Annotated in this window: 20 protein-coding genes and 2 pseudogenes; 6 read left to right on the top strand and 16 right to left on the bottom strand. The window is 60.3% G+C overall.

Annotated elements, in window-relative coordinates:
• The first annotated feature begins 6 nt into the window (after positions 1–6).
• Positions 7–843 carry an alpha/beta fold hydrolase gene (locus F1542_RS04390; RefSeq protein ID WP_193731962.1) on the top strand — a complete coding sequence of 279 codons (837 nt, stop codon included), beginning with the start codon at positions 7–9 and terminating at the stop codon, positions 841–843.
• A 189-nt stretch (positions 844–1,032) separates the two neighbouring features.
• Here the strand turns inward: F1542_RS04390 and F1542_RS04385 are convergent.
• A pseudogene (locus F1542_RS04385) lies at positions 1,033–1,245 on the bottom strand (type II toxin-antitoxin system VapC family toxin); the annotation flags it as partial.
• A 535-nt stretch (positions 1,246–1,780) separates the two neighbouring features.
• On the opposite strand from F1542_RS04385, the gene F1542_RS17080 reads away from it, so the two are divergent.
• The 3 genes from F1542_RS17080 to F1542_RS17485 are packed head-to-tail and all read left to right on the top strand — an operon-like array spanning position 1,781 to position 2,503.
• Positions 1,781–1,903 (top strand): Arm DNA-binding domain-containing protein, encoded by a 123-nt coding sequence (locus F1542_RS17080; RefSeq protein ID WP_227672466.1) that lies wholly within the window; start codon positions 1,781–1,783, stop codon positions 1,901–1,903.
• 33 nt (positions 1,904–1,936) lie between these two features.
• Positions 1,937–2,041, top strand: coding sequence for an integrase arm-type DNA-binding domain-containing protein (locus F1542_RS17490; RefSeq protein ID WP_227672472.1), 105 nt, complete (start codon positions 1,937–1,939; stop codon positions 2,039–2,041).
• Between the two features lie 9 nt (positions 2,042–2,050).
• The gene (locus tag F1542_RS17485) at positions 2,051–2,503 is read left to right on the top strand and encodes a phage integrase central domain-containing protein (RefSeq protein WP_408886226.1); all 453 of its coding nucleotides are present in this window, start codon (positions 2,051–2,053) and stop codon (positions 2,501–2,503) included.
• Between the two features lie 15 nt (positions 2,504–2,518).
• On the opposite strand, the pseudogene F1542_RS04375 reads toward F1542_RS17485, so the two are convergent.
• Positions 2,519–2,793 (bottom strand): annotated as a pseudogene (locus F1542_RS04375) (IS3 family transposase); the annotation flags it as partial.
• A 233-nt stretch (positions 2,794–3,026) separates the two neighbouring features.
• Between F1542_RS04375 and F1542_RS17430 the strand changes: the two are divergent.
• A complete protein-coding gene (locus F1542_RS17430) occupies positions 3,027–3,356 on the top strand; it encodes a hypothetical protein (protein WP_193731960.1) in 330 nt (109 codons plus the stop codon).
• Positions 3,357–3,622: 266 nt separating this feature from the next.
• Here the strand turns inward: F1542_RS17430 and F1542_RS04365 are convergent, their stop codons facing one another.
• The 5 genes from F1542_RS04365 to F1542_RS04345 are packed head-to-tail and all read right to left on the bottom strand — an operon-like array spanning position 3,623 to position 9,036.
• A complete protein-coding gene (locus F1542_RS04365) occupies positions 3,623–3,943 on the bottom strand; it encodes an antibiotic biosynthesis monooxygenase (RefSeq protein ID WP_193731959.1) in 321 nt (106 codons plus the stop codon).
• A complete protein-coding gene (locus F1542_RS04360) occupies positions 3,928–4,758 on the bottom strand; it encodes an ATP-binding cassette domain-containing protein (protein ID WP_193731958.1) in 831 nt (276 codons plus the stop codon). The genes F1542_RS04365 and F1542_RS04360 overlap by 16 nt, the downstream gene beginning before the upstream one ends.
• On the bottom strand, positions 4,758–5,783 hold the full coding sequence (locus tag F1542_RS04355) for an iron ABC transporter permease (protein ID WP_193731957.1): 1,026 nt from the start codon (positions 5,781–5,783) through the stop codon (positions 4,758–4,760). Before F1542_RS04355 ends, F1542_RS04360 begins: the two co-directional genes overlap by 1 nt.
• Positions 5,780–6,712: a hemin ABC transporter substrate-binding protein gene (locus F1542_RS04350; RefSeq protein WP_227672464.1), complete on the bottom strand. Its 933-nt coding sequence runs from the start codon at positions 6,710–6,712 to the stop codon at positions 5,780–5,782. Before F1542_RS04350 ends, F1542_RS04355 begins: the two co-directional genes overlap by 4 nt.
• Positions 6,712–9,036 (bottom strand): TonB-dependent hemoglobin/transferrin/lactoferrin family receptor, encoded by a 2,325-nt coding sequence (locus F1542_RS04345; protein WP_346011773.1) that lies wholly within the window; start codon positions 9,034–9,036, stop codon positions 6,712–6,714. The genes F1542_RS04350 and F1542_RS04345 overlap by 1 nt, the downstream gene beginning before the upstream one ends.
• A gap of 189 nt (positions 9,037–9,225) precedes the next feature.
• Between F1542_RS04345 and F1542_RS04340 the strand changes: the two genes are divergently transcribed.
• Positions 9,226–9,831: a biliverdin-producing heme oxygenase gene (locus F1542_RS04340; RefSeq protein ID WP_193731956.1), complete on the top strand. Its 606-nt coding sequence runs from the start codon at positions 9,226–9,228 to the stop codon at positions 9,829–9,831.
• Between the two features lie 143 nt (positions 9,832–9,974).
• On the opposite strand, the gene F1542_RS04335 is transcribed toward F1542_RS04340, so the two are convergent.
• The 9 genes from F1542_RS04335 to F1542_RS04295 form a co-directional block, all read right to left on the bottom strand.
• Positions 9,975–10,433: a Fur family transcriptional regulator gene (locus F1542_RS04335; protein WP_227672462.1), complete on the bottom strand. Its 459-nt coding sequence runs from the start codon at positions 10,431–10,433 to the stop codon at positions 9,975–9,977.
• A 91-nt stretch (positions 10,434–10,524) separates the two neighbouring features.
• Positions 10,525–11,400, bottom strand: coding sequence for a TonB family protein (locus F1542_RS04330; protein WP_408886225.1), 876 nt, complete (start codon positions 11,398–11,400; stop codon positions 10,525–10,527).
• Positions 11,397–11,906 (bottom strand): TonB system transport protein ExbD, encoded by a 510-nt coding sequence (gene exbD, locus F1542_RS04325; RefSeq protein WP_193731954.1) that lies wholly within the window; start codon positions 11,904–11,906, stop codon positions 11,397–11,399. Before exbD ends, F1542_RS04330 begins: the two co-directional genes overlap by 4 nt.
• Before the next feature lie 6 nt (positions 11,907–11,912).
• A complete protein-coding gene (exbB, locus tag F1542_RS04320; RefSeq protein WP_193731953.1) occupies positions 11,913–12,656 on the bottom strand; it encodes a tonB-system energizer ExbB in 744 nt (247 codons plus the stop codon).
• Positions 12,653–12,907 carry a hypothetical protein gene (locus F1542_RS04315; RefSeq protein WP_193731952.1) on the bottom strand — a complete coding sequence of 85 codons (255 nt, stop codon included), beginning with the start codon at positions 12,905–12,907 and terminating at the stop codon, positions 12,653–12,655. The genes exbB and F1542_RS04315 overlap by 4 nt, the downstream gene beginning before the upstream one ends.
• On the bottom strand, positions 12,904–14,160 hold the full coding sequence (locus F1542_RS04310; protein ID WP_193731951.1) for a PepSY domain-containing protein: 1,257 nt from the start codon (positions 14,158–14,160) through the stop codon (positions 12,904–12,906). Before F1542_RS04310 ends, F1542_RS04315 begins: the two co-directional genes overlap by 4 nt.
• Positions 14,161–14,371: 211 nt before the next feature.
• Positions 14,372–16,102 carry a cyclic peptide export ABC transporter gene (locus tag F1542_RS04305; RefSeq protein ID WP_193731950.1) on the bottom strand — a complete coding sequence of 577 codons (1,731 nt, stop codon included), beginning with the start codon at positions 16,100–16,102 and terminating at the stop codon, positions 14,372–14,374.
• A 56-nt stretch (positions 16,103–16,158) separates the two neighbouring features.
• Positions 16,159–18,744, bottom strand: a complete 2,586-nt coding sequence (locus F1542_RS04300; RefSeq protein WP_193731949.1) for a TonB-dependent siderophore receptor — start codon at positions 18,742–18,744, stop codon at positions 16,159–16,161.
• Between the two features lie 150 nt (positions 18,745–18,894).
• Positions 18,895–19,872: a FecR domain-containing protein gene (locus F1542_RS04295; protein ID WP_193731948.1), complete on the bottom strand. Its 978-nt coding sequence runs from the start codon at positions 19,870–19,872 to the stop codon at positions 18,895–18,897.
• Between the last annotated feature and the right edge of the window lie 10 nt (positions 19,873–19,882).

Below are 19,882 nucleotides of genomic sequence, written 5' to 3'. Positions count from 1 at the left end.
CGTATCATGTCATTCGTCACGACATCTGATGGCGTAGAGATTTTCTACAAGGACTGGGGACCGAAGGATGCCCAGCCGATCGTCTTCCATCATGGCTGGCCACTCAGCGCCGATGACTGGGACACACAGATGCTGTTTTTCCTGAGCAAGGGGTTTCGCGTGATCGCGCATGACCGTCGCGGTCATGGGCGTTCGGCACAGGTGAACGACGGGCACGACATGGATCATTATGCGGCGGATACATCGGCCGTTGTCGAACATCTTGATCTACAAAATGCCATCCATGTCGGGCATTCGACCGGCGGGGGCCAGGTTGCCCGCTATGTCGCGAAATATGGTCAGCCTCAGGGGCGTGTCGCCGGGGCCGTGCTCATCAGTTCCGTACCGCCCCTGATGGTTCAGACGGACCATAGCCCTGAAGGCGCACCGATCGCAGCCCTGAACGGACTGCGTGCGGGGCTTGCGGCCAATCGCGCGCAGTTCTTCCTGGATGTAGCCAGCGGGCCGTTCTACGGCTTCAACCGCCCCGGAGCAGAAGTTTCGGAAGGCACGATCCGCAACTGGTGGCGTCAGGGCATGATGGGCAGCGCCAAGGCCCATTACGAGGGCATCAAAGCATTCTCCGAAACGGATCAGACCGAGGATCTGAAGGCCATCACAGTACCGGTGCTTGTGCTACAGGGCGATGATGATCAGGTCGTGCCCTACCGGAACGCAGCGGTCCTTCAGGACAGGCTGCTTCAGGACAGCACGCTGAAAATCTATCCCGGTTATCCGCACGGCATGCACACGACCCATGCAGACGTCATCAATGCAGATATCCTGGCGTTCATTACCGAATGATGATCGCATCATGATGACGAGACGTTTAGCGTCAGCAGGTAGCGTCTGGCCTCTCCACCTGCCCTGTTGTGCATTCAGTTCCCGCAATATCGCCGCGCAGAAATCTGTCCGTCGATGTCGGCTGAAGGTAACCTCGCTTACGGACGGAATGTCTTGACATGAAGACGTATTCTGACGGCAGTTTCTGCTTCACGAACAGCGTATTCGCTTGAGAGGGTAATGATCCATTTGTCCGTCTTCCGAAAGGAATGTGGCGTGTTCAGCTTGCGCCTGCGCCATCAGGAGATGATCAAACGGATCACGATGATGCAGAGGCAAAGACATCAGGATCTGCAGGTGTTCGGGTTGTATTTGCAGCAGAGAGAAACCTTCCGCAGGAATGGCTGCCAGAATATCGTTCATAATGCTTTGCCGCATAAGGTTCTATCATCGTCTCTCTCCGCCGTCCCATAACTCGTTGAGAGCCAGACTGTCAGATACAAAAAAAGGGTATAAGGTCGTCTTTATATACTGGTATAAAAACCACCATCATGCGGCTTTTCTCTGAACAGCACCGTGCCCTTGGGGGCCTTCCTGCGCGCCCGCCGCGATGCCCTTTCGCCCGGCGATGTCGACCTGCACCCATTGCCAGGAAGACGTCTGGCCAAGAACCGTCGGTCGTCATCACGAAGAAACCCTCGCTAAATATGTGGGAAATAATGTGGGATACTGAGGATTAATGAAAGATATAAGTTAATTCCTTTCAGTGGTTTATTTAGATATTAAGGCGGACTTCCCCTCCGCCAATTCTCCTTCTCAGACAATGTGAAATAGCGTCAAAAATCTTGGTTTTCAGCCAGTTTTGGCGCATTCTTCATCTCGTAAGTTCCTGTTTTGTCTCATCCTATCTCGTCAGAAAGCGGGTATGGAGCGGGTATGAAGAACAGGCACAGCGGGTATGGAGATTGCGATGCTGACCGACGCAAAAATCCGCTCGGCCAAGCCGGCAGACAGGGTCTGGCGACTGGCAGACACGGGCGGACTGTTCGTGCAAATCACCCCGGCGGGAGAGAAGATCTAGCGGTAGCGCTACAAATTCGAAAAGCGGGAGAAACTGCAGACGCTCGGGCATTATCCTGGTGTCTCGCTGACTGACGCGCGGGCCGAGCGGGAGGAAGCCCGGCGTATTCTTCGTGAAGGTCGTGATCCTTCGGCGTAGGCAAAGATCGTGCGCCTTGCCGCGCGTGTGAATACGGCAACGACCTTTGAAGCTGTCGCGCGCGAATGGTATGAACAGCGCAAGGTCCTGTGGGCCACGCGCCATGCATTTGATGTGATCCGCAGTCTGGAACGGGATATTTTTCCCAAACTCGGTCATGTTCCGATCAATGAGATTACCCCTCCCGTCGTCCTTGCCGTGCTGAGGCAGATCGAGGATCGTGGGGCAATCGGCCCACCGCATCCGTCAGCGCATGAGCGATGTGTTTGTGCATGCGATCGCATCCGGTTGTGGTTCCTCCGATCCTGCTGCGGTTGTGACGCCTGCCCTTCGTCCCGTCATACGAGGTCGACAGCCCGCCATTACAGATCTGGAAGGCGTACGCAGCCTCGTCCACAGGACAGAAGCCGAAGAGGCTCATCCAGTGACCCTTCTGGTCTTGCGGCTGCTCTATCTCACTGAATGGTCCCTAGTTTTCTAGACGCCTTGAGCATTCAAAATCTGCTGTTGTTCGAACTGCATGGGTGACAGCATCCCGTTCCTGACGTGCTTGCGCAGGTGTCAAACACGTCCTTCCGGGCTTCCTGGCGCGTTTTGCAGGTGCGGCGCCAGATGCGCTCGCGCTTGAGCGATGAGATAAAACTCTCCGCCACAGCATTGTCGTGGCAATTGCCGCGTCGGCTCATCAAGTGTTCCAGAGTGTGAGCCCGTATGAAGGCAGTCCAGTCCATGCTGGTAAACTGACTGCCCTGACCCCCGGTTGTTCCGAACCGGATAGTCTCATGAATTAACAGTCTGACTGGCAATGCGGCACAGGACCGCATTGTTATATGTTTAGCATCGTCTGCCCTACGGGCTCAACAATCGCCTTCACGACGGTTTTCGCGTCAATACCGCCATATCTGGAGAGCCTGCCGACCATAAGCGCTGACAGCGCTGTCGCCAGCCGCTGCCCGATCGCCTCCATCGGTCGTGTCTCTGCACGATGACCCAGCAGCAAACCGGGGCGCAGGATGTCCACGCGGCTGAAACCGGCCGCCCTGATGTCGCGTTCGATTGTGCCTTTGCTCCTGACGTAAAAACCGCGACCATTCCCCCCACTGAGGATACGGGAATGAACCGGCGCGCGCCAAGCGCATGCGCGCCTCTGGCAAAAGACAAGGACGTGGTCGTGATCGACGCGGAACATGGCCGCCTGCGATCTCGCAGCACGAATTGTCGTGCCCAGGCAGGAAATCGCCGCGTCATGGTCACCGCGCCGGCGGGTAGGGGAAAAGGCCGGCGGTACTGTCGTGTAACCGAAAGAACAGCTTGACCCTGCCCTCGTCTTTCCTGTTGATCGCCAGCAGAAGCTGACGGATCAGGTCAACGGTTATCTGTCAAAGGACGCCAATGTCACCTTCCTGACATTTGACGGGGTTGATCACATGGGGGCGGCCCGCAAGTTCTTCTACATCCGGGCCGCACGCGACTGGATGTTCAGGCAGTCAAAGGCATGAGTCTGGCCCGTGCAGCCTCTTGCGGGCCAATGGCGGTATAATCATCGCCACCGGCCCCCGACCGCATCTGGACCGTATTATATCAGTCCTGCACCGTAATATCCTGCAGGACATCAAAACCCTCGAAGACCGGGGGACCGATCGTCAGGACCTTGCCCTGCCCTGCCCGGGCATGCGCCTGCCGGAACTGCTCCGACTGCGTCCATGCGCCAAATGCGGCATGGGAAGCCCATACCGTATGGGATGCGTACAGGACGTGATCTTCACGTGCAGGCCCACGCAGGAACTGGAAGCTGACAAAACCGGGCACGGTTTTCAGCAGGACGTCACGTTCCAGCCAGCGCTGTTCGAATTCTCCCGTGTATTCGGGTCTGACCCGGAAGCGGTTCATGGCGATGTACATCTGTCTGTTTCCTCGTCAATATTGTCATGGGGAAGGATGAAGGGTCTGGCCGTTTTTTCGTGGCGGTGGACGCAGCCGTGTCGCAACCCGAAAATGTTGCAGGCCAGATCCTGCGTCAGGACGGTTTCTGGCGGCCCCTGCGCATGGATTGTTCCCCGGTGCACCACAACCAGCCAGTCGGCACAGGCTGCGGCCCAGTTCAGGTCATGCAACACGATCGCCACACCACCGCCCCGGCGCGCATGCTGGCGGGCCAGTTGCAGCACAAGCGCCTGATGCGCTGGGTCTTGTGCTGAAATCGGTTCATCCAGCAGCAGGAAGCCGGGTAGCGTGTCATCTGTCATGGCAACTTCCAGTTGCATCAGGACACGGGCCAGATGGGCGCGCTGGCGTTCACCGCCGGACAGCGTCATCATCTGCCGGTTGGCAAATCCTTCCAGTCCCACCCGTTTCACCAGCGCATCGGCCAGCAGTCCCTGTTGCGCAATGTCCAGCCTGTGGGCCGCCATCCCGGCCCCCATCATGACCATCTGGCGCACCAGAAACTGCCCGGCTGCCTCGCTTTCCTGTGTCAGCATGGCCCGGTGCCTAGCCAGCTTCCGGGCAGGCAGGGTTGTAATCGACCGGCCATCCAGCATGACCCTTCCCCCGGTTGGTGTGGAAAGGCCGCTGGCAATGCGCAGCAGGGAACTCTTGCCCGCGCCGTTGGGACCAATGATTGCCGTGACATTTCCCCTGCCAAAAGACAGGGTGATGTCATGCAGGATGTCGCGGCCGCCCTGCCGCCATGTGATGTCGCGTAATTCCAGTGTCATCACGCAATGCCCGTGCGATGGCTGCGCGCCAGAAGCCAGACGAAAGCGGGCGTGCCCAGCAGCGCGGTGACGATGCCGACAGGCACCTCCGCCGGGCTGGCCAGCGTGCGGGCCATGGTGTCCGCGCCGGTCAGCAGGATCGCGCCTAGCATGGCGCTCGCTGGCAGTACGAGCCTGTGGTCAGGCCCCACCACAAGCCGCACCAGATGCGGCACGACCACCCCCACGAACCCGATCGCCCCCACCAGGGACACGGCCGGTCCCGTAGCGCAGGCCACGGCCAGCATAGACAGGCTTTTGATCCGTTCGACCGGGTAGCCCATCAGGTGTGCATTATGTTCATTAAGCAGCATGGCGTTCAGTGGCGCGGCCAGATAGGCCGCAAGGCCACCGGCGACCAGCAGGAACGGCAGTAGCAGGCCAATGCCGCCCCACGTTGCCCCTGAAAAGCTGCCCATTGTCCAGAATGTCAGATCCCGCAGGGCCGCATCGTTCGCCCGGAAGATCAGGACGCCGGTCAGCGCGCCGGAAAAGGCGCCAAAGGCCACACCGGCCAGCAGCATGGCGGTCATGGACGTTACGCCACCACGCGTGGCAAAAAGGTAGAGCAGCCCCATGCCCGCGAAGCTGCCGGCAATACCCGCGCAGGGAATGGCCCACCTGCCCAGCCACGACACCCATGACCCTGAACCACCCAGCACGATGATGCAGGCGGTGGCGAGCGCTGCGGCGGATGATACCCCCGCCAGCCCCGGATCGGCCAGCGGGTTGCGGAACAGCCCCTGCATGATCGTGCCCGCAACCGCCAGCGCCGCCCCGGTCAGGCAGGCCATGACAATGCGCGGCGCGCGGATGTCCCGCAGTACAAGTTGCGCCGCCTGTCCCGTTACATCAGTGGCGGGATGCCACAGATCGTGCAGGTGGACCGCCGTTGCCCCTGTATCAAGGGCAAACAGCGCGGTCATCACCAGCAGGGCGGCCAGCAGCGCCAGAAGCCAGGGTGTGCGTGATATGTCCCGTGTCATGTGGACGTGTCCAGGCGGCGGGCCAGTTCCAGTGCCGCATCGGGCGTGCGGGGGCCAAAGCCCAGCAGGCGTTCGCCCTCCATGGCGATGATTGCCTGATTTCTGCCTGCCGGTGTCAGCCTGAAACCCGCATTGCCCAGCAGGGCCGTGCGGACCTGCGGGGCATCCTGTTCCATGGTCAGGACCGCATCGGGCCGCAGGCCGATCAGGGCTTCCTGATCCAGTATCCTGTAACCTCCGAATGCAGCAGGATTGGTGCCACCAGCAAGGCGGATCACGGCATCTGCCGCCGTGCCTGTGCCCGCGACCATCGGGCGGTTATTGCTCATGCGCATGACGAACAGCACCCGCTTTGTCGTCGGGTGTGCGGCGCGCCACCGTGTCAGCATGTCGAAATGCTGCGATATGTCCGCACATAATAGCTGCGCCCCTGCCGTTTTTGCATCCAGAAGACCGGCCAGAAAGCGCGTGCGTGCGACAATGGCATTCTCGGACGGCGTGGAATCAACAAACACAACCGGAACAGTGGACGCCATCAACTGGTCCAGAACCTGCGGCGGCCCGCAATCGTTCATGGCCAGGATCAGGTCCGGCTGAAGCGACAGGATGCCCTCGGCGGACAGGGCGCGCATGTACCCCACGGACTTCTTCTCATGCAGGGCCTGTTCGGGCCATGTGGAGGTAATATCGACCGCGATGATGCGGTCTTGCGCCCCCAGCGCATAAAGGGTTTCGGTAATGGTGCCGCCGATACTGGCAATGCGCCTTGCGGGGCCAATTTTCACGTGCCGGCCCCGGCAGTCGGTCATCGTGCCCTCTTCAGCGCTCCACCCGGGGCGTGGCAGGGTCAGCATGCTGCCCGCCAGCAAGCAGGCAAACATCCGGCGTCCCATTTCCATCCGGCCGTGGCCTGCGGGTTCATCCACCATCAGAATTCGATCCTTGCAGTGACCTTGAAGGAGCGGCCGGGCTGCGTGTAGTACCGCTCCGAAAGCGAACTGGACGACTGCCCGTATGGGAGCGAGGCGGCGTTGTAATATGCCTTGTTGAATATGTTGTACATGCCCGCCTGTATGCGCAGCGGGCGGTAGAATCTGGGGCTGTACCAGCCTGTCAGGTCAAAAATGACGTAGCCTGGGGTTTTCCACTGGTCCTTTAGCGATCCGGTGGTGGTCAGGTATTTGGCGTCATCACGTGAAGTGGCGAATGTGCCTGACAGGTCGCTGCCCCAGTTGTCCCTCTTGTAGCCAAAGCCGATGATGCCACGGAAGGGTGCGACCGAACTGAGATGGAAGTTCATGTCCGTATCGCGCCCATCGGCATAGGCAAACGAACCCCATGCATGCCAGTGCCGGTCAAACGCCCAGTTGACGCTTGCCTCCACCCCATAGATGCGCACATGCGCCAGGTTCGTGTAGCCGTAACACAGGTAATACCCCGAACAGCCGCTGACCCCCTCCATATCGATGAAGTTGTTGTAGTGGTTATCGTAAAACGAGACATTGGCCCCGCGTTCGGAATTGCCGTATTTCATGCCGACTTCCCACCCCCTGCTGCTTTCAGGCTTGAGGTTCGGGTTGCCGCTGACCTGATAGAATGGCGGGGTGCTGTAGTTCAGGTATTCTTCCGTAGCCGATGGCGCGCGGTAGGCTTCGGAATACTGTCCATATAATGTCAGGTTACGGGCCACGCGGGCTTCCACCAGCACCTTGGGCGAGAAATGGGAACCGTGTGCGCCATGTGGCAGGCCGCCATAACCCGCATTGGCCATGTAGGATGTGGTATTGTGCGGGTCGCGCTGGAAGTAATCAAAGCGGAATCCCGGCGTGATATGGAACCATTCATTGCGGCCAATGCCGATACGGTCCTGAACAATGGCCCCCATATCCGTGCCATGGACTTTGGGCATGTCGGAAAAATTGTCATGCAGATACGGGCTGGAAACCGCCTGCTGGCCGGTCTGGGTCTGGTAGGTATCGGTCAGGAAGACTTCGCCGCCATAAGTGATCTTGTGGTGTAGCGGTCCGGTAAAGATGTTGTTTGTTGCCGAACCTGTAACACCATAGGACTGCACGGGCAGGCTGAGATGTTCGTGGGTGTAGGTGGATGCGTTGGCGGAATCCCGGTTGGTGATGTCGGTATCGGTCTTGATGCTCTGCCAGTAGGCCAGAAAATGCGCCTCGCTGAACAGTGCGGTCGGGCTGTCGGCCTGATAATCATAATTGGCGGAAACGCGGGAGCGCTGGTTTTCGCTGCGGGTGTGGTAGCGGTCGGTTGCCGTGGTTTCGGATGTCTTGGTTTCCTCGTTATAATTGCGGTCATACCACTCCCCGGTCAGGCCGATCCGGTGGCCACCTGCAAAATAATGCCGGACCTTGCCCAGGAAATTGCCGACCTGATAGGAGGCCGGGTTCTGCATGGTCCGGGTCCGGCCATACCCACCTGTATCGCCACGGTTGCCGGTTTCGCTGCCATTCTGGTAGCCGCCCTGCAGCAGGAATACCGTGTTCTTGTAGCGTGCGGCAAAAGCCTGATTGAGGAGTGCGGCCTCGCTTGCGCCATTATAGGTCAGCTTGGTCAGGCCGCCGAAATTCTTTCCGGGTTTGAGAATGTCTTCCGGGTCCAGCGTGCGCAGGGCAATCACGCCGCCAAGCGACCCGGTGCCAAAAAAGCTGGAATCAGCGCTTTTGACCACATCAATTGCCCCCAGCGAATTGAAGTCAAAGTCCCCTACCCCGCCCTGCGCTGTATTGAAGCTGCCGGCATAGGCGCCATCATTGGCCCATGGCATGCGCACGCCATCAATCGTTGTCAGGATCCGGTTCTGGTCCAGGCCACGAATATTGATGCTGGAATTTCCGTTACTGTAATTGACGGCGGCGTCCACGCGCCGCGAATAATCCTCCAGACTGTCAATCTGCCGGTCACGGAAGGTCTTGTAGGTTGTGGTGGTGGTCAGGACTGCCGGTTTGCCTACTGCGCTATGATCCTTGTCCGGATCGAATTTCATCAGGTCGATGATGTCCGTGCTGCCCTGCACCTTGACCGGGGAAAGCTTGATGGGACCAGCCGGGGACAGGGATACCTGTGCTGGCGTGGAAGCCGCCTTTTTCGCCGTTTTGGGTGGGGATTCCGTCTGAATTTCCTGCGATGCGGCAAAAGCGGGGGGCAGCCAGATACAGGCAAGGGCCGTGGTGGCCAGCATGAGGTAACGGCACGCCGGCCGTCGCGCGAGGGGGGACTTGTTCATCATTCACCATCGATAATGAGAATCATTATCGTCACGATAACGCCACAAACCAGACGGCAGCAAGGAATTTGTTGCGCCTGATTCTTAGTTGCATTATCCGTAAAAAGTGCCAGATTACGGCGGCCGGTTCATGTCAAAAACAGGAATCAGGCCACTATCTGTTAAGTATAAAATTGTAACGGGAATAAAAACATGGCCCTTCTGAATGACGGAAACGTCCGTACGCCTCTTTCATCCCAGGTACGTGAAGCGACCCACCATATTCATGATGATCTCAATCGTATCGTCATGTCCCGTGGCATGTTTACGGATGCTGCGGGTTATCGGGACTTTGTGCTGATGCAGTATCTTTTTCATCGGGATCTGGACCCGCTTTACAGCCGTGATGATCTTGCCCGTATCGTGCCCGGTCTGGCGGCCAGAAACAGGTTCCGGCAGGTGAGTGCGGATATGGAGGATCTGGGCATCGGCTTCCCTGCCCCGCGCATGTCTGTGGATATTGCCGATCCCTCGACCGCCCTCGGATGGCTTTACGTAGCGGAAGGTTCCAAGCTCGGGGCCAACATCCTGATCAGGCTCGTTGATAAAATGGGGTATGGTGCCAGTTTCGGCGCGCGTCATCTGGCGCCGGACCCGATGGGACGCGGGATTTCCTGGACGGCGTTTCGTGATGCAATTGACAATGCGCGACTGGATGCCGAACGCTTTATTCATGGCGCGCGCGAAAGCTACGCCCGTATGAAATCGTTTGTTCCTGCATCAAAAGATAAAATCAGGACTGCCGCGACATCTCCCTGAGTGCATATGGACACGTGCCTGACAGCGGCCTGGTCACGCCCCTGCCGCTGGCAGGCTCACGCGGATCAGGCATGAATGGTGCGCCAACGCTCCCGGCGGGTGCCCGCACAGTGGTCCTGCCCATTCGTGGCTTTGTTCCGTTACTACGGCAAGATGTCGGTAGCGTTTGGGTGAGTGGTTGAAACGGTAATGGACGCGCCCTGCACGGCCAGTCCGTATTGGGCAGCCAGTTGTCGCAGCAGACTGGCAATCCCGGGGGCGTTACAGGGAATTGTCCGTCCCGTGTCCGCTTCGACAAAGGTGATTGCAATCCTGCCTGTGCGGGCGGGGGCAATACTGTAACGCAGGACACGGTCGGAAGATACGTCGCGTCGCACGATACCATGCGCAACAAACAGGTTCAGGTTACGCTGAATGGAGGCCAGACTGGGCGCGTGATCCTGCATCATTCGCCCAAGCGTGCGCCATATTTCAGTGACCGTCGTGCCCGGACCGGCCTCGACGATCCCATGTAGCAGGACACGACGCAGGCTGGTCATCCTGACGCATGCTTTCTGGCAGCGGACTTCGAGCCGCCGGACTGCGTTAGGGTTCGCGCCCATGCCGGGGCGAATTCCATTGACATCAAGCCCGGCGCGGCGACGGTTCAAGAATACGGGCATCTGCTACCCCCCTCTTGTTATCCATTAATGATCAGTTGTGGTGGAGATAGAATTCCACCGGAACCGTGAGAGTGATGAGTTCGCCCGCGACACTGTCCGGCGGGATGGGTAGCGGCTGGGCGCGTTTGGGCAGCGCCATGGCTTCCTGATCCAGCAGCGCATGGCCGGAACTGCTCGCCAGCGTCACTGAGAGCACGTGCCCCTTGCGGTCCATGGAGAAGGTCACGGTCGGAACACCCTCCTGATGGTCGGCCATGGCGTCGGACGGGTAGCGCTTGAACTTTTCAAGCTGCGCCAGCAGCGCGCCCTGCCAGGTCACCGGGTCATGCGACGCATGGGCCGATGACGAACCGGGGGCGGGGGCCGCCTGTGTGGGCGCGGGCGGCGCTTCCGAGGACGGTGGTGCGGTTGTGGCCTCGGCGGGCGGCGTTTTGTCCGGGATCGGCTTTTTGAGCATTGGCACCGGCTTGCTCTTCCTGACGATCTTGCGCGGTTTCTCGGGCTTGGGCACCGGGACTGGCGGATTGGGCGCAGGTGATGGGGGCGCTGTGATCTTCGGCGGCTCGACTGGTGCCGGATCGGGGATGGATTGGGTCTGTTTCGGTCCGATGGGCGCATCCGTCGGTGGCGTCGGTGTCGAGACAGGTTCTGGGGCCATGTCGATAGCGATGGCGGCTGGCGGTGGCTCTGGCACGGTCATCGCGGGCGGTGGCAGGCGCATGACCCACCAAACCGCCCCGCCACTGACCGCCAGCACGGCGAGGAAGGACAGGCCCCAGCGGAGCGCATCGTGGCGCCGGGCCAGACGGGCCTGCCTTTTCTGCCACGCGGCAAAAGATGGCGGGACCGTCTCCTGTGTCACGCCAGCAGGATGTGTTGTACCCGCCATGTCAGCCGTGCCGCTCACGGCGTGCCTCCCGCAGCGGAAGCCGTGGCAGGAGCACTACCGGAGGTTGTGGAGTTGGTCGGCACCGTTGTCGTGCCAGCTTCGCTGCCTTCCTCCTGCCCCTGCAGGTTGACCAGTGCGACCTTGAGGTAGCCGGCAGACCGCAGCTTATCCATGACACCCATCAGCGTGCCGTAATCGACTGTCTTGTCGGCGCGCAGAAAGATGCGTTCCTCCTTGTTGCCTTTGGTCGCGGTCTCCAGCGCGCCGGGGAGAGCATCGGTGCTGATGTCATCCTCTCCCAGCACCAGACCATGATCGGCCTTCACTGTCAGGAACACCGGATCGTCCGGGCGCGGCGTCGGCTTCTCGGTCGAGGAGGGCAGGTCCACCGGCACATTCACCGTGGTCAGCGGGGCGGTGACCATGAAGATCACCAGCAGGACCAGCATCACGTCGATGAACGGGGTGACGTTGATCTCGCTGGCTTCGTGCGGGCTTTCATCGGTATGGCGCATGCGGATCATGACGGCTCACTCCCCGGCCGCCGTGCGGACATCACGCGCCTGCGCGCCAAGCATTACGATATTGCCCTGCGCCATGAGCATCTGCGTGCGGCCCAGATCGCGCGACACCAGGCGCATCACCAGCGCTGTGAGGTCGGCAACCTGCGCGCGGCACGAGGCCGTCTGACGGGCGAGATGGTTATAGATCACCACCGCCGGGATCGCGGCCACCAGACCCAGCGCCGTCGCCAGTAGGGCCTCGGCAATGCCGGGGGCGACCACGGCGAGGCTGGTCGCCTTGCTGGCGGCAATGCCGGTAAAGGACGTCATGATCCCCCAGACCGTGCCGAACAGGCCGATAAAGGGTGACGTCGCGCCGATGGTGGCCAGCACGCCGGTGCCACGCAGGAGCCTGCGTCCCTCGGCAGCTTCCAGTCGCTCAAGGTGCAGGACGATACGCTCCTTCAGCCCCTCGCTGTCGTCAGGAATGTCGGCAGAGCGTTTGCGCTCGGTCTCGGCGGCCATGACCAGCGTGTGGGCGATGGACGAATTCCCCCGTGTCCATTCCTCGCCAAGGTCCAGCGTATTGGCCTCTTCCAGCGCTTTTTCGGCCTTCTGGAGTTTAAGGCGCACGCGCAGCAGTTCGATCGACTTGGCGATGAAGATGGTCCAGGTCAGCAGCGAGGCCACAGCCAGCAGGATCATCACGCAGCGGACGACAGGACCGGCGTTGAGGAACATGTCCCACGGGGAGAACGAGATCGGGGTCATGACTGACCTCCTTTGACAGACGGTGTGCGGCACCATGCCCGGATCAGGCAGGCAACCGTCACGATGAGAGGAATGGACAGGGCAGCCCAGGACAGGGCCAGCCAGACGCCGTGCTGGCCCAGCAGGGCGGACAGCAGGCCGAAGATGGTGAGTAGCCCCAATGCGATCGGCCATGGCCAGACGGCAACGGATGGGCGCGGGGTCACATCAGGCGAGGACGGCACGGGCATGTCGGGCGAAACGGTGTTCATCGCACGCCCTCCACAGGGGTAAGCGCGAAACCCGCAGGCGCGGTGCCGTCGGCGTCATCCAGTTCGTAACCCAGCGCCCTCAGACGGGCGTCGGTGGCGATCTTCCGTTTGCCCGCCCACAGCACCAGACCGCTGACCAGCACAAAAATCACCACCACATCGAGTAACGCCCACAGGATTTTCAGGGGCATGCCGCCATAATCGCCGAAGTGCAGCGGGCGGGAGATTTCGAGAAAGCGCAGATACCACGGCATCGGATACGCCCCGGTCAGTTCGCCCGTGCGGGCATCTACCAGCACCGGCGTAAACAGGCGCGCCCGCAGCGGGGTCGCCCCACGGGTCCAGAGCACGTAATGCACGGGACTGCCGAAGGAGGCGCCAGGGAAGGACAGGCCGGTCACCTCATTGCCGGGAGCAGCTTTCGCTGCCGTATCAAAGGCGGCCTGCACCGAGGACAGATGGTCCTGCGACGGGACCGGCAGATTGGCGTAGGGTTTGAGGATTTGCCGCACATCGGTCACGCGCCACAGGCCGAACAGCGGGGTCTGGAGTTCGTTGACGAGCCCGGTAAAGCCCACCACCGTTGCCCAGACCAGTGTTGCGGCCCCCAGCAGGTTGTGCAGGTCCAGCCAGGTCAGGCGCGAAGCGCGATCCGTTCGGACAGAACCAAACGGCAGCCGCTTCATGAACCGGCCATACAGCACCGTGCCAGACACCAGCGAGGCAACGAAGGCACCGCCCATCGCTCCCATGAACATCGCACCGGGAAGGCCCGCGAACAGGTTCATGTGCAGGCGCGTGCAGGTGCCAAGGATAATGCCGGTCCAGGTGCGCGGCTCCTTCGGGGCATCGGCGGGGCGGGACTGTTTCAGCACCTTTGCCGTGCGGGCGTCGAACTTGATCCAGTGCCCGGAATGGCGGTCCGGGTAATTCTCGTCGTCCTTCAGCGCCTGCCAGCTCGGCGCCATGGAGACCAGCACTGCCGGTTCATCATCATCTTGATTGACACTGGTAATGATCTGGCCCGGGTAGAGCGCCCTCGCCTTCTGCACGATTACGTCGAGACTGGCATTCGGTGTATCCGCAGGCAAACTTTCGTAAGGCGGGTCGTCATCACCAACGAAAGTATCGAATATCTGCTCGGAAAACAGCATCGGCAATCCGGTTACGCATACGATCAGAAGGAAGACGGTGCAGGCAAGGCTGGTCCATTTATGAACGCTGAACCACCGCCGAAGGGCGCGGGGGGTCATGGGAGCCATCATTTTAATAATGATTGTGAGAATGAGTTGCAAATAAATTCTGCACCGGCCCCAGCCTGTTCCATTGCGTCGTGCCTCTGACTATCCCGAAAAAAAATCAGCAGGCGCCCGGCCCTGTCGTCCTGTCGGCAGACCGGCCGGAATGCCGCCTCTCTTATAAAGACGATCCAGCAGTGTCTTTTTTCATAAAAAGCCCGGTTTTTTATATGACTGACGGACCATGGTGCTTTTTTCCGATGGATGGCGTCGCTACCATGGCCCGCGTGGCATGCCTCCCCTGCCCCGTTCCGGTCGGGTGGCTGTCGTTTATGATGCGCCCTTCATGCAGATGGATGATATGGTCGGCTGTCGCGAAATAGTGGTCATCATGCGAGATGATGATCAGCGTTCGCCCCGCCGCTTTCAGTTCAGGCAGGATTTCAGTGTAGAAAACCCGGCGGAAAACCGGGTCCTGATCGGCTGCCCACTCGTCCAGCATCAGGACTGGCCGGTGTTCGGCCAGCGCCTGCACCAGCGCCAGACGCCTGCGCTGTCCGGTGGAAAGGTCGGTAGTGCTGAAACGGCCCTGTTCCAGCCTGACCTTGTGGGCAAGGCCCAGCCGTTCCACCCAGTATGCCGCAAGGGCCAGGGTCCGTTCATCCGGGTGCGGCAGGTTCTCAAACAGGAAATAATCCGTGAACACCGTTGCAAAAAGCTGGCGGTATGCAGCGGCATTTTCCATCGTGACCGGAACCCCGTCACACAGCACGGTCCCCGTCGTGGGCGCATACAGGCCGAGCAGCAGCTTGACCAGCGTGGTCTTGCCCGCGCCATTGCCCCCCGTGATGAACATGATCTCGCCATGGCGGATGGTCAGGTCCACCGGCCCCAGTATGAAGCCGGGCGCAGCCATGCCATCGGGGTGGTAGCGCACGCCATGTAGGGTAATGGCATGGTGGAAGGTGACCGCGTCTTCCGCGCGCAAGTCAGGCAGCCTGCCATCGGGCAGGTTGGCGGTCAGTTCGGCAATGCGTTGCAGGGCGATTTCGGTCTCGGTCATGGCGGGTAGCGCCTGCAGGACCCGTTCCAGTGGCCCGCGCGCATAAAGCAGTACCAGCACCGCGCCAGTGGCGGCAGGGGTGGACAGTCCCGTAAGAAAACGTGTGCCCAGCAGCAGGGCCACGGTCAGGAAGAAGAGTGCTTCATGAACGGAATCAAATAACCAGAACCGCCGCATGGCCGTGGTTTTCAGCGTCGCGATACGCGATGCGGCCCCACCCAGCAGGGTATGATGCACATGGTCGCGCCGCATGTGGTTGAGTTGCAGTTCCCGTGCCCCCTCGGTAATGGTGCGGTACTGGTTTTGCAGCCTGTCTTCCATGCTACGGATTTCACTATAATCAGACCGCCACCTGCGCCGGCGCCAGACCGTCAGCGCCACGCCGCAGGCAAAGGACACGATCACGATCAGGCAGGCCGGTGGCGACAGAACGGCCAGATAGATCACGCAGGCCAGCACCACAGCCAGAGAGACGACATAGCCCGAGAAATTGAAGGTAAACGCGCTGACAGTGCTGATATCGCCATTCAGGATGGCCAGCATCCGGTGCGGTTTATGCCGCTCCAGCGTGGCCAGCGGGGTGGCCAGCACGCGGGCGGCGACCTCATGGCGTAGACGGGTGATGATCTTCTGGCCGGCCGCGCTGTTGCCGATCCCGGCAAGGGCAGATCCCGCAATGGACAGCACGCACAGCCCCGCAAGGTTCAGCGCCAGGGCTGCGTTCAGCCTGTCGGGCGCATGCAGGGCGTCATTGATGCCTGACAGCAGCCACGCGCTTGCAAGCCCGCCTGCCGTGCCGACAAGCGTCGCCCCCAGTGTTACAGGCCATAACGGACGTTGCAGACGCCACAGGGCACGCAGGACGCCGGTATATGAAGACTGCATGCGGTTCATGACGGGCACCTCCTGCAGGAAATGACGATGGGATGAACCGTTTTTTCAGTATGGTTTTACCAGCTATAGCTCAGGTTGCCGTAAACACGCCGACCCTGCCCGATATAGCATGAGTAAGTACCTCCACATGAGGTGATGTAATATTTGTTGGTCAGGTTGGAGATGGAAAGCTGTCCCCGCAATCCCTTCAGGATGGGCGTGGCCTGCCCGAAATCGTAATGGGCGCCGATATCGAACAGGGTGTACGCGGGGACCTTGAAGCTGTTTACGTCATCGGAATAGGTAAAGCCGTTATACCGCACGCCGCCATTGATGCCGAAGCCCTTCAGGTAACGCGTGGGTAGCGTGTAATCCAGAAAGGCGGAAGCCATGTTGCGGGGAATGCCCTCGCCTATGTATTTCCCCTTTTCGGATATCGTACTGCCGGTGGTGCCGTTGGCATATTCCTGCGTATCGCTCAGGTTGGTGCTGAGATAGGTTGCAGCGTCATAGGTGTAGGACGCCATGAAACGCAGGTCGCGGGTGAAGTTGGCGTTGGCCGAAAGCTCGAACCCCTGTGAACGTACGCGCCCTGCATCGGCGGAAAAATTGGGGTGATCGGGATCATTGATCAGGTAATGGTCTTCCTCAATTCGGAAGGCTGCGGCCTGCAAGAAGACCCGGTGGTCGGGCGACTGGTATTTCACGCCCGCTTCCAGCTGTTTGCCGGTCAGTGGCGCGAACAGTTTGCCCTGCCAGTTGCGCGATGTCTGCGGCACGAAGGACGTGGAATAGCTGAAATAGGGGGCAAGTCCGAAATCGAAATTATACACCAGTCCCCCACGCCACGTGAAAGCGGATTGCGGGCTCGGCAGGTCGCTGCTCCGGGTATAAGTGACCTGATGGGTGGCGTTCCGGTTATCCAGCTGGGTCGTGGTGCCGTGATAGTTCACCCAGTCCTGCCGCCCGCCAATAATGACCGACAGGCGCTTGTATTTAAGCTGATCCTGAAAATAGACCCCTTCCTGAAAATATCCCTGCTGGCTCTGGTATCCGCTGACCAGGCATTTTGCGGAATGGATGTTCATGCATGGCACATAGCTGCTTTGCGGGTTATAGACATTGACCAGTGAATACCCGTCATAACCGGCAAAACCGTTATAGCCTGACGTATGATCGCTCTGCGACCGGTCATTGGTGTCATATTGCCTGAAATCCGTGCCAACCACCCATGTATTGTGCACCGGGCCAAGACGCACCTTGCCGCTGACGCGGGTATCCAGCCCGATTGTGGTCGAGGGCCAGTCGGTCTCGACCGGTGTGCGTGCATAAAGCTGATCCGTAATCATGCCCTTGCCACGCATGAGCACCCTGTTACGCAGTTCCGAACGTTCATAGCGCAGGGTCTGGTTGAAATCGATCCAGCGGTTGAAGGTATGCTTGAACTGGTATTCAAACATCGCATCCTTTTCCCCTGATTCATTCCAGTTCCTGTCCCCCAGGAAGCGGCTGCGGGGAATGCGGCCATAACCGTTGACATTCAGCAGCACGCTGGGCGGTAGCTGTGTCATGTTCGTGCCATCGCCAGGCGTGTACATGTAGCTGCCCAGCAGGGTCAGTGATGTTTTGTGGTCTATGTCCCACGTAATGGAGGGCAGGACGCCCACGCGGTGATAGTCGATATAGTTGGTCTGCGTGCCCTGGGTTACACCAATACCGGCAATGCGGTAGCGCACATTGCCGGACTTCGTGACCCTGTCACTGACATCGAACGTGGCCTCGTACCGCCCCCAGTTGCCAAAGCCAAGGGTGACATTGCGCAGCGGCGTGTCGGTCGGTTTTTTGAGGGACATGCCGATCAGGCCGCCCGGCGTGGTCTGGCCATACAGCACCGAGGCCGGGCCGTTCATGACCTCGATACGCTCAAGGAACGCGGTCTCCCCCGCGCTGTTGGAATATGACCGGATGCCATCGACAAACTGCGCGGTGGCAAAGCCGCGCTGCACGATGCTGCCGTTATTGTATCCACTACCCACCCCATTGGCGAAGCCGCCCAGTCCTTCCACATGCACGCCGGGGGTGTAGCGCAGCGCCTCCATCACGTTCTGTGGTTGCTGGTCGATCATCTGCTGTTTGGTGATGACGTGGATCGAGTTCGGTATCTCGATAATGGGCGTGTCGGTCTTTGACCCGGTCAGGGTATTGGTGGCCACGTAGCCTACGCCGGGTCCGGTGGCACTTTCATGCGCCACCGTGCCGCCCACCCGCACGGGACCAAGCGTGATGCTGGCGGTCGCGGCTTTCTGGATGTAGAATGCGCCGTCGCGGCTGGAAAATGTCAGTCCTGTCCCACCCAGCAGTCGCCCGATTGCGTCCGGCACCGAAAACGTGCCGTTCAGGGGGGCGACCGTGATATCCGGTATGCTGTCGGCAGCAAAGATCAGGCGTACGCGGGCCTGCGTGCCCAGATCCACCAGCGCATCACGCAGGGGTTTCTGCGCGATATGGAAGGACAGGACCGTGCCAGTGTTGACCCCGGCGGATGGTGCGGCCAGCGCACCCGCGCATGTCAGGCTCCCGTGTGTGGAAAGGGCCACTGCTGTCAGCAGGATATGACGGAACCGGTTGCCTGTGGCGGTAGGGGTATCAACGCTTGCTGCCATGGAAATGTTGCCTGCTGTCTTGCAAATGCGAATTAAGATCAATTCGTCTCACAAAACATGACGGGCCATGCCAGCGGAACTTAATAGCGATTGCACGTTCAGGGACTTTTTTTGCAGGTCAGGACTGCTTGGCCTGCTGCCCGCGCCGGATCAGCCGGGAAAGCTGATAACCAGAATACGCCCTGCCACTTCGCGCATGGACCCGCCAGCGGACGTGACCAGCATGCGCAGGCTGTCGGCAGGGCGCTGCAGGTCATACACGCCCCCCACCAGCCTGCTGGCGGGTATGGTTCCGCGCACGATGACATAGCCGGGATAATGGCGGCGCAATATACCCAGCATATCCGCGACACTGACCGCACTGGCGCCAAACAGGCCTGTATTCCATGACCCGACACTGTCAGGTGAAATGGTGGAGCGGCGCACGGCCCCGGTCTTTTCCGTAATATCGATCTGTTCACCAGCATTGACGGTCTGCTCGGCTGCTATTCCCGCCTGTGGTGCGCGCAGCCCGACCGTGCCCTCACCAACCCCCAGCACGACGTGTCCGGCCCCGCTGCGCACGTCAAATACCGTGCCAATATCGCGTGACACCACGCCATCGGCCTCCACCACGAAGGTCCGCCGGGGATCATGCTTTACCTGGAACAGAGCCTCCCCTTTCAGCAGCACGACCCGGCGTGTATCGCCTTGCATGTGCACGGCAATGGCGGATGCGCTGCCCAGGGTCAGGTGACTACCATCATCCAGGGCAATCTGGCGCGTCTGGCCTGTTGTCGTGGTGTAATCCGCCTGAAACCACAGGCGCAGCGAAGGCGCGCAGGCAAGGACAATGGCCGCTGCCGCCGCAGTTGCCAGCGCCCCCGCCCGCCATCTGCGGACCGGGAAGCGATGCAGGTTGTCGGGCGTGGGCTTTGACGGGGGCCGTGCCTGTGTCGCGCCCTGCAGGGCCATCTGGCCAAGCAGGCGGACCCGCAATGCCTGCTGCCATGCCCGTTCATGCGCGGGATCAGCCTGCCGCCATTGCTGGAGTTCAGCCTTCAGGCGGCCGTCTTCGGGATCATCCTGCACACGGAGAAGGAACGAGAGGGCCGTATCGGCAGCGTCAGGCGGGGGAATGTCGGTCATGGGCCCATAT

This window comes from Komagataeibacter sp. FXV3 (genome assembly GCF_015155755.1).
Taxonomy (GTDB): domain Bacteria; phylum Pseudomonadota; class Alphaproteobacteria; order Acetobacterales; family Acetobacteraceae; genus Komagataeibacter.
The sequence above is the reverse complement of the archived record's forward strand: the minus strand, read 5'-3'. Positions and strand labels throughout refer to the sequence as shown.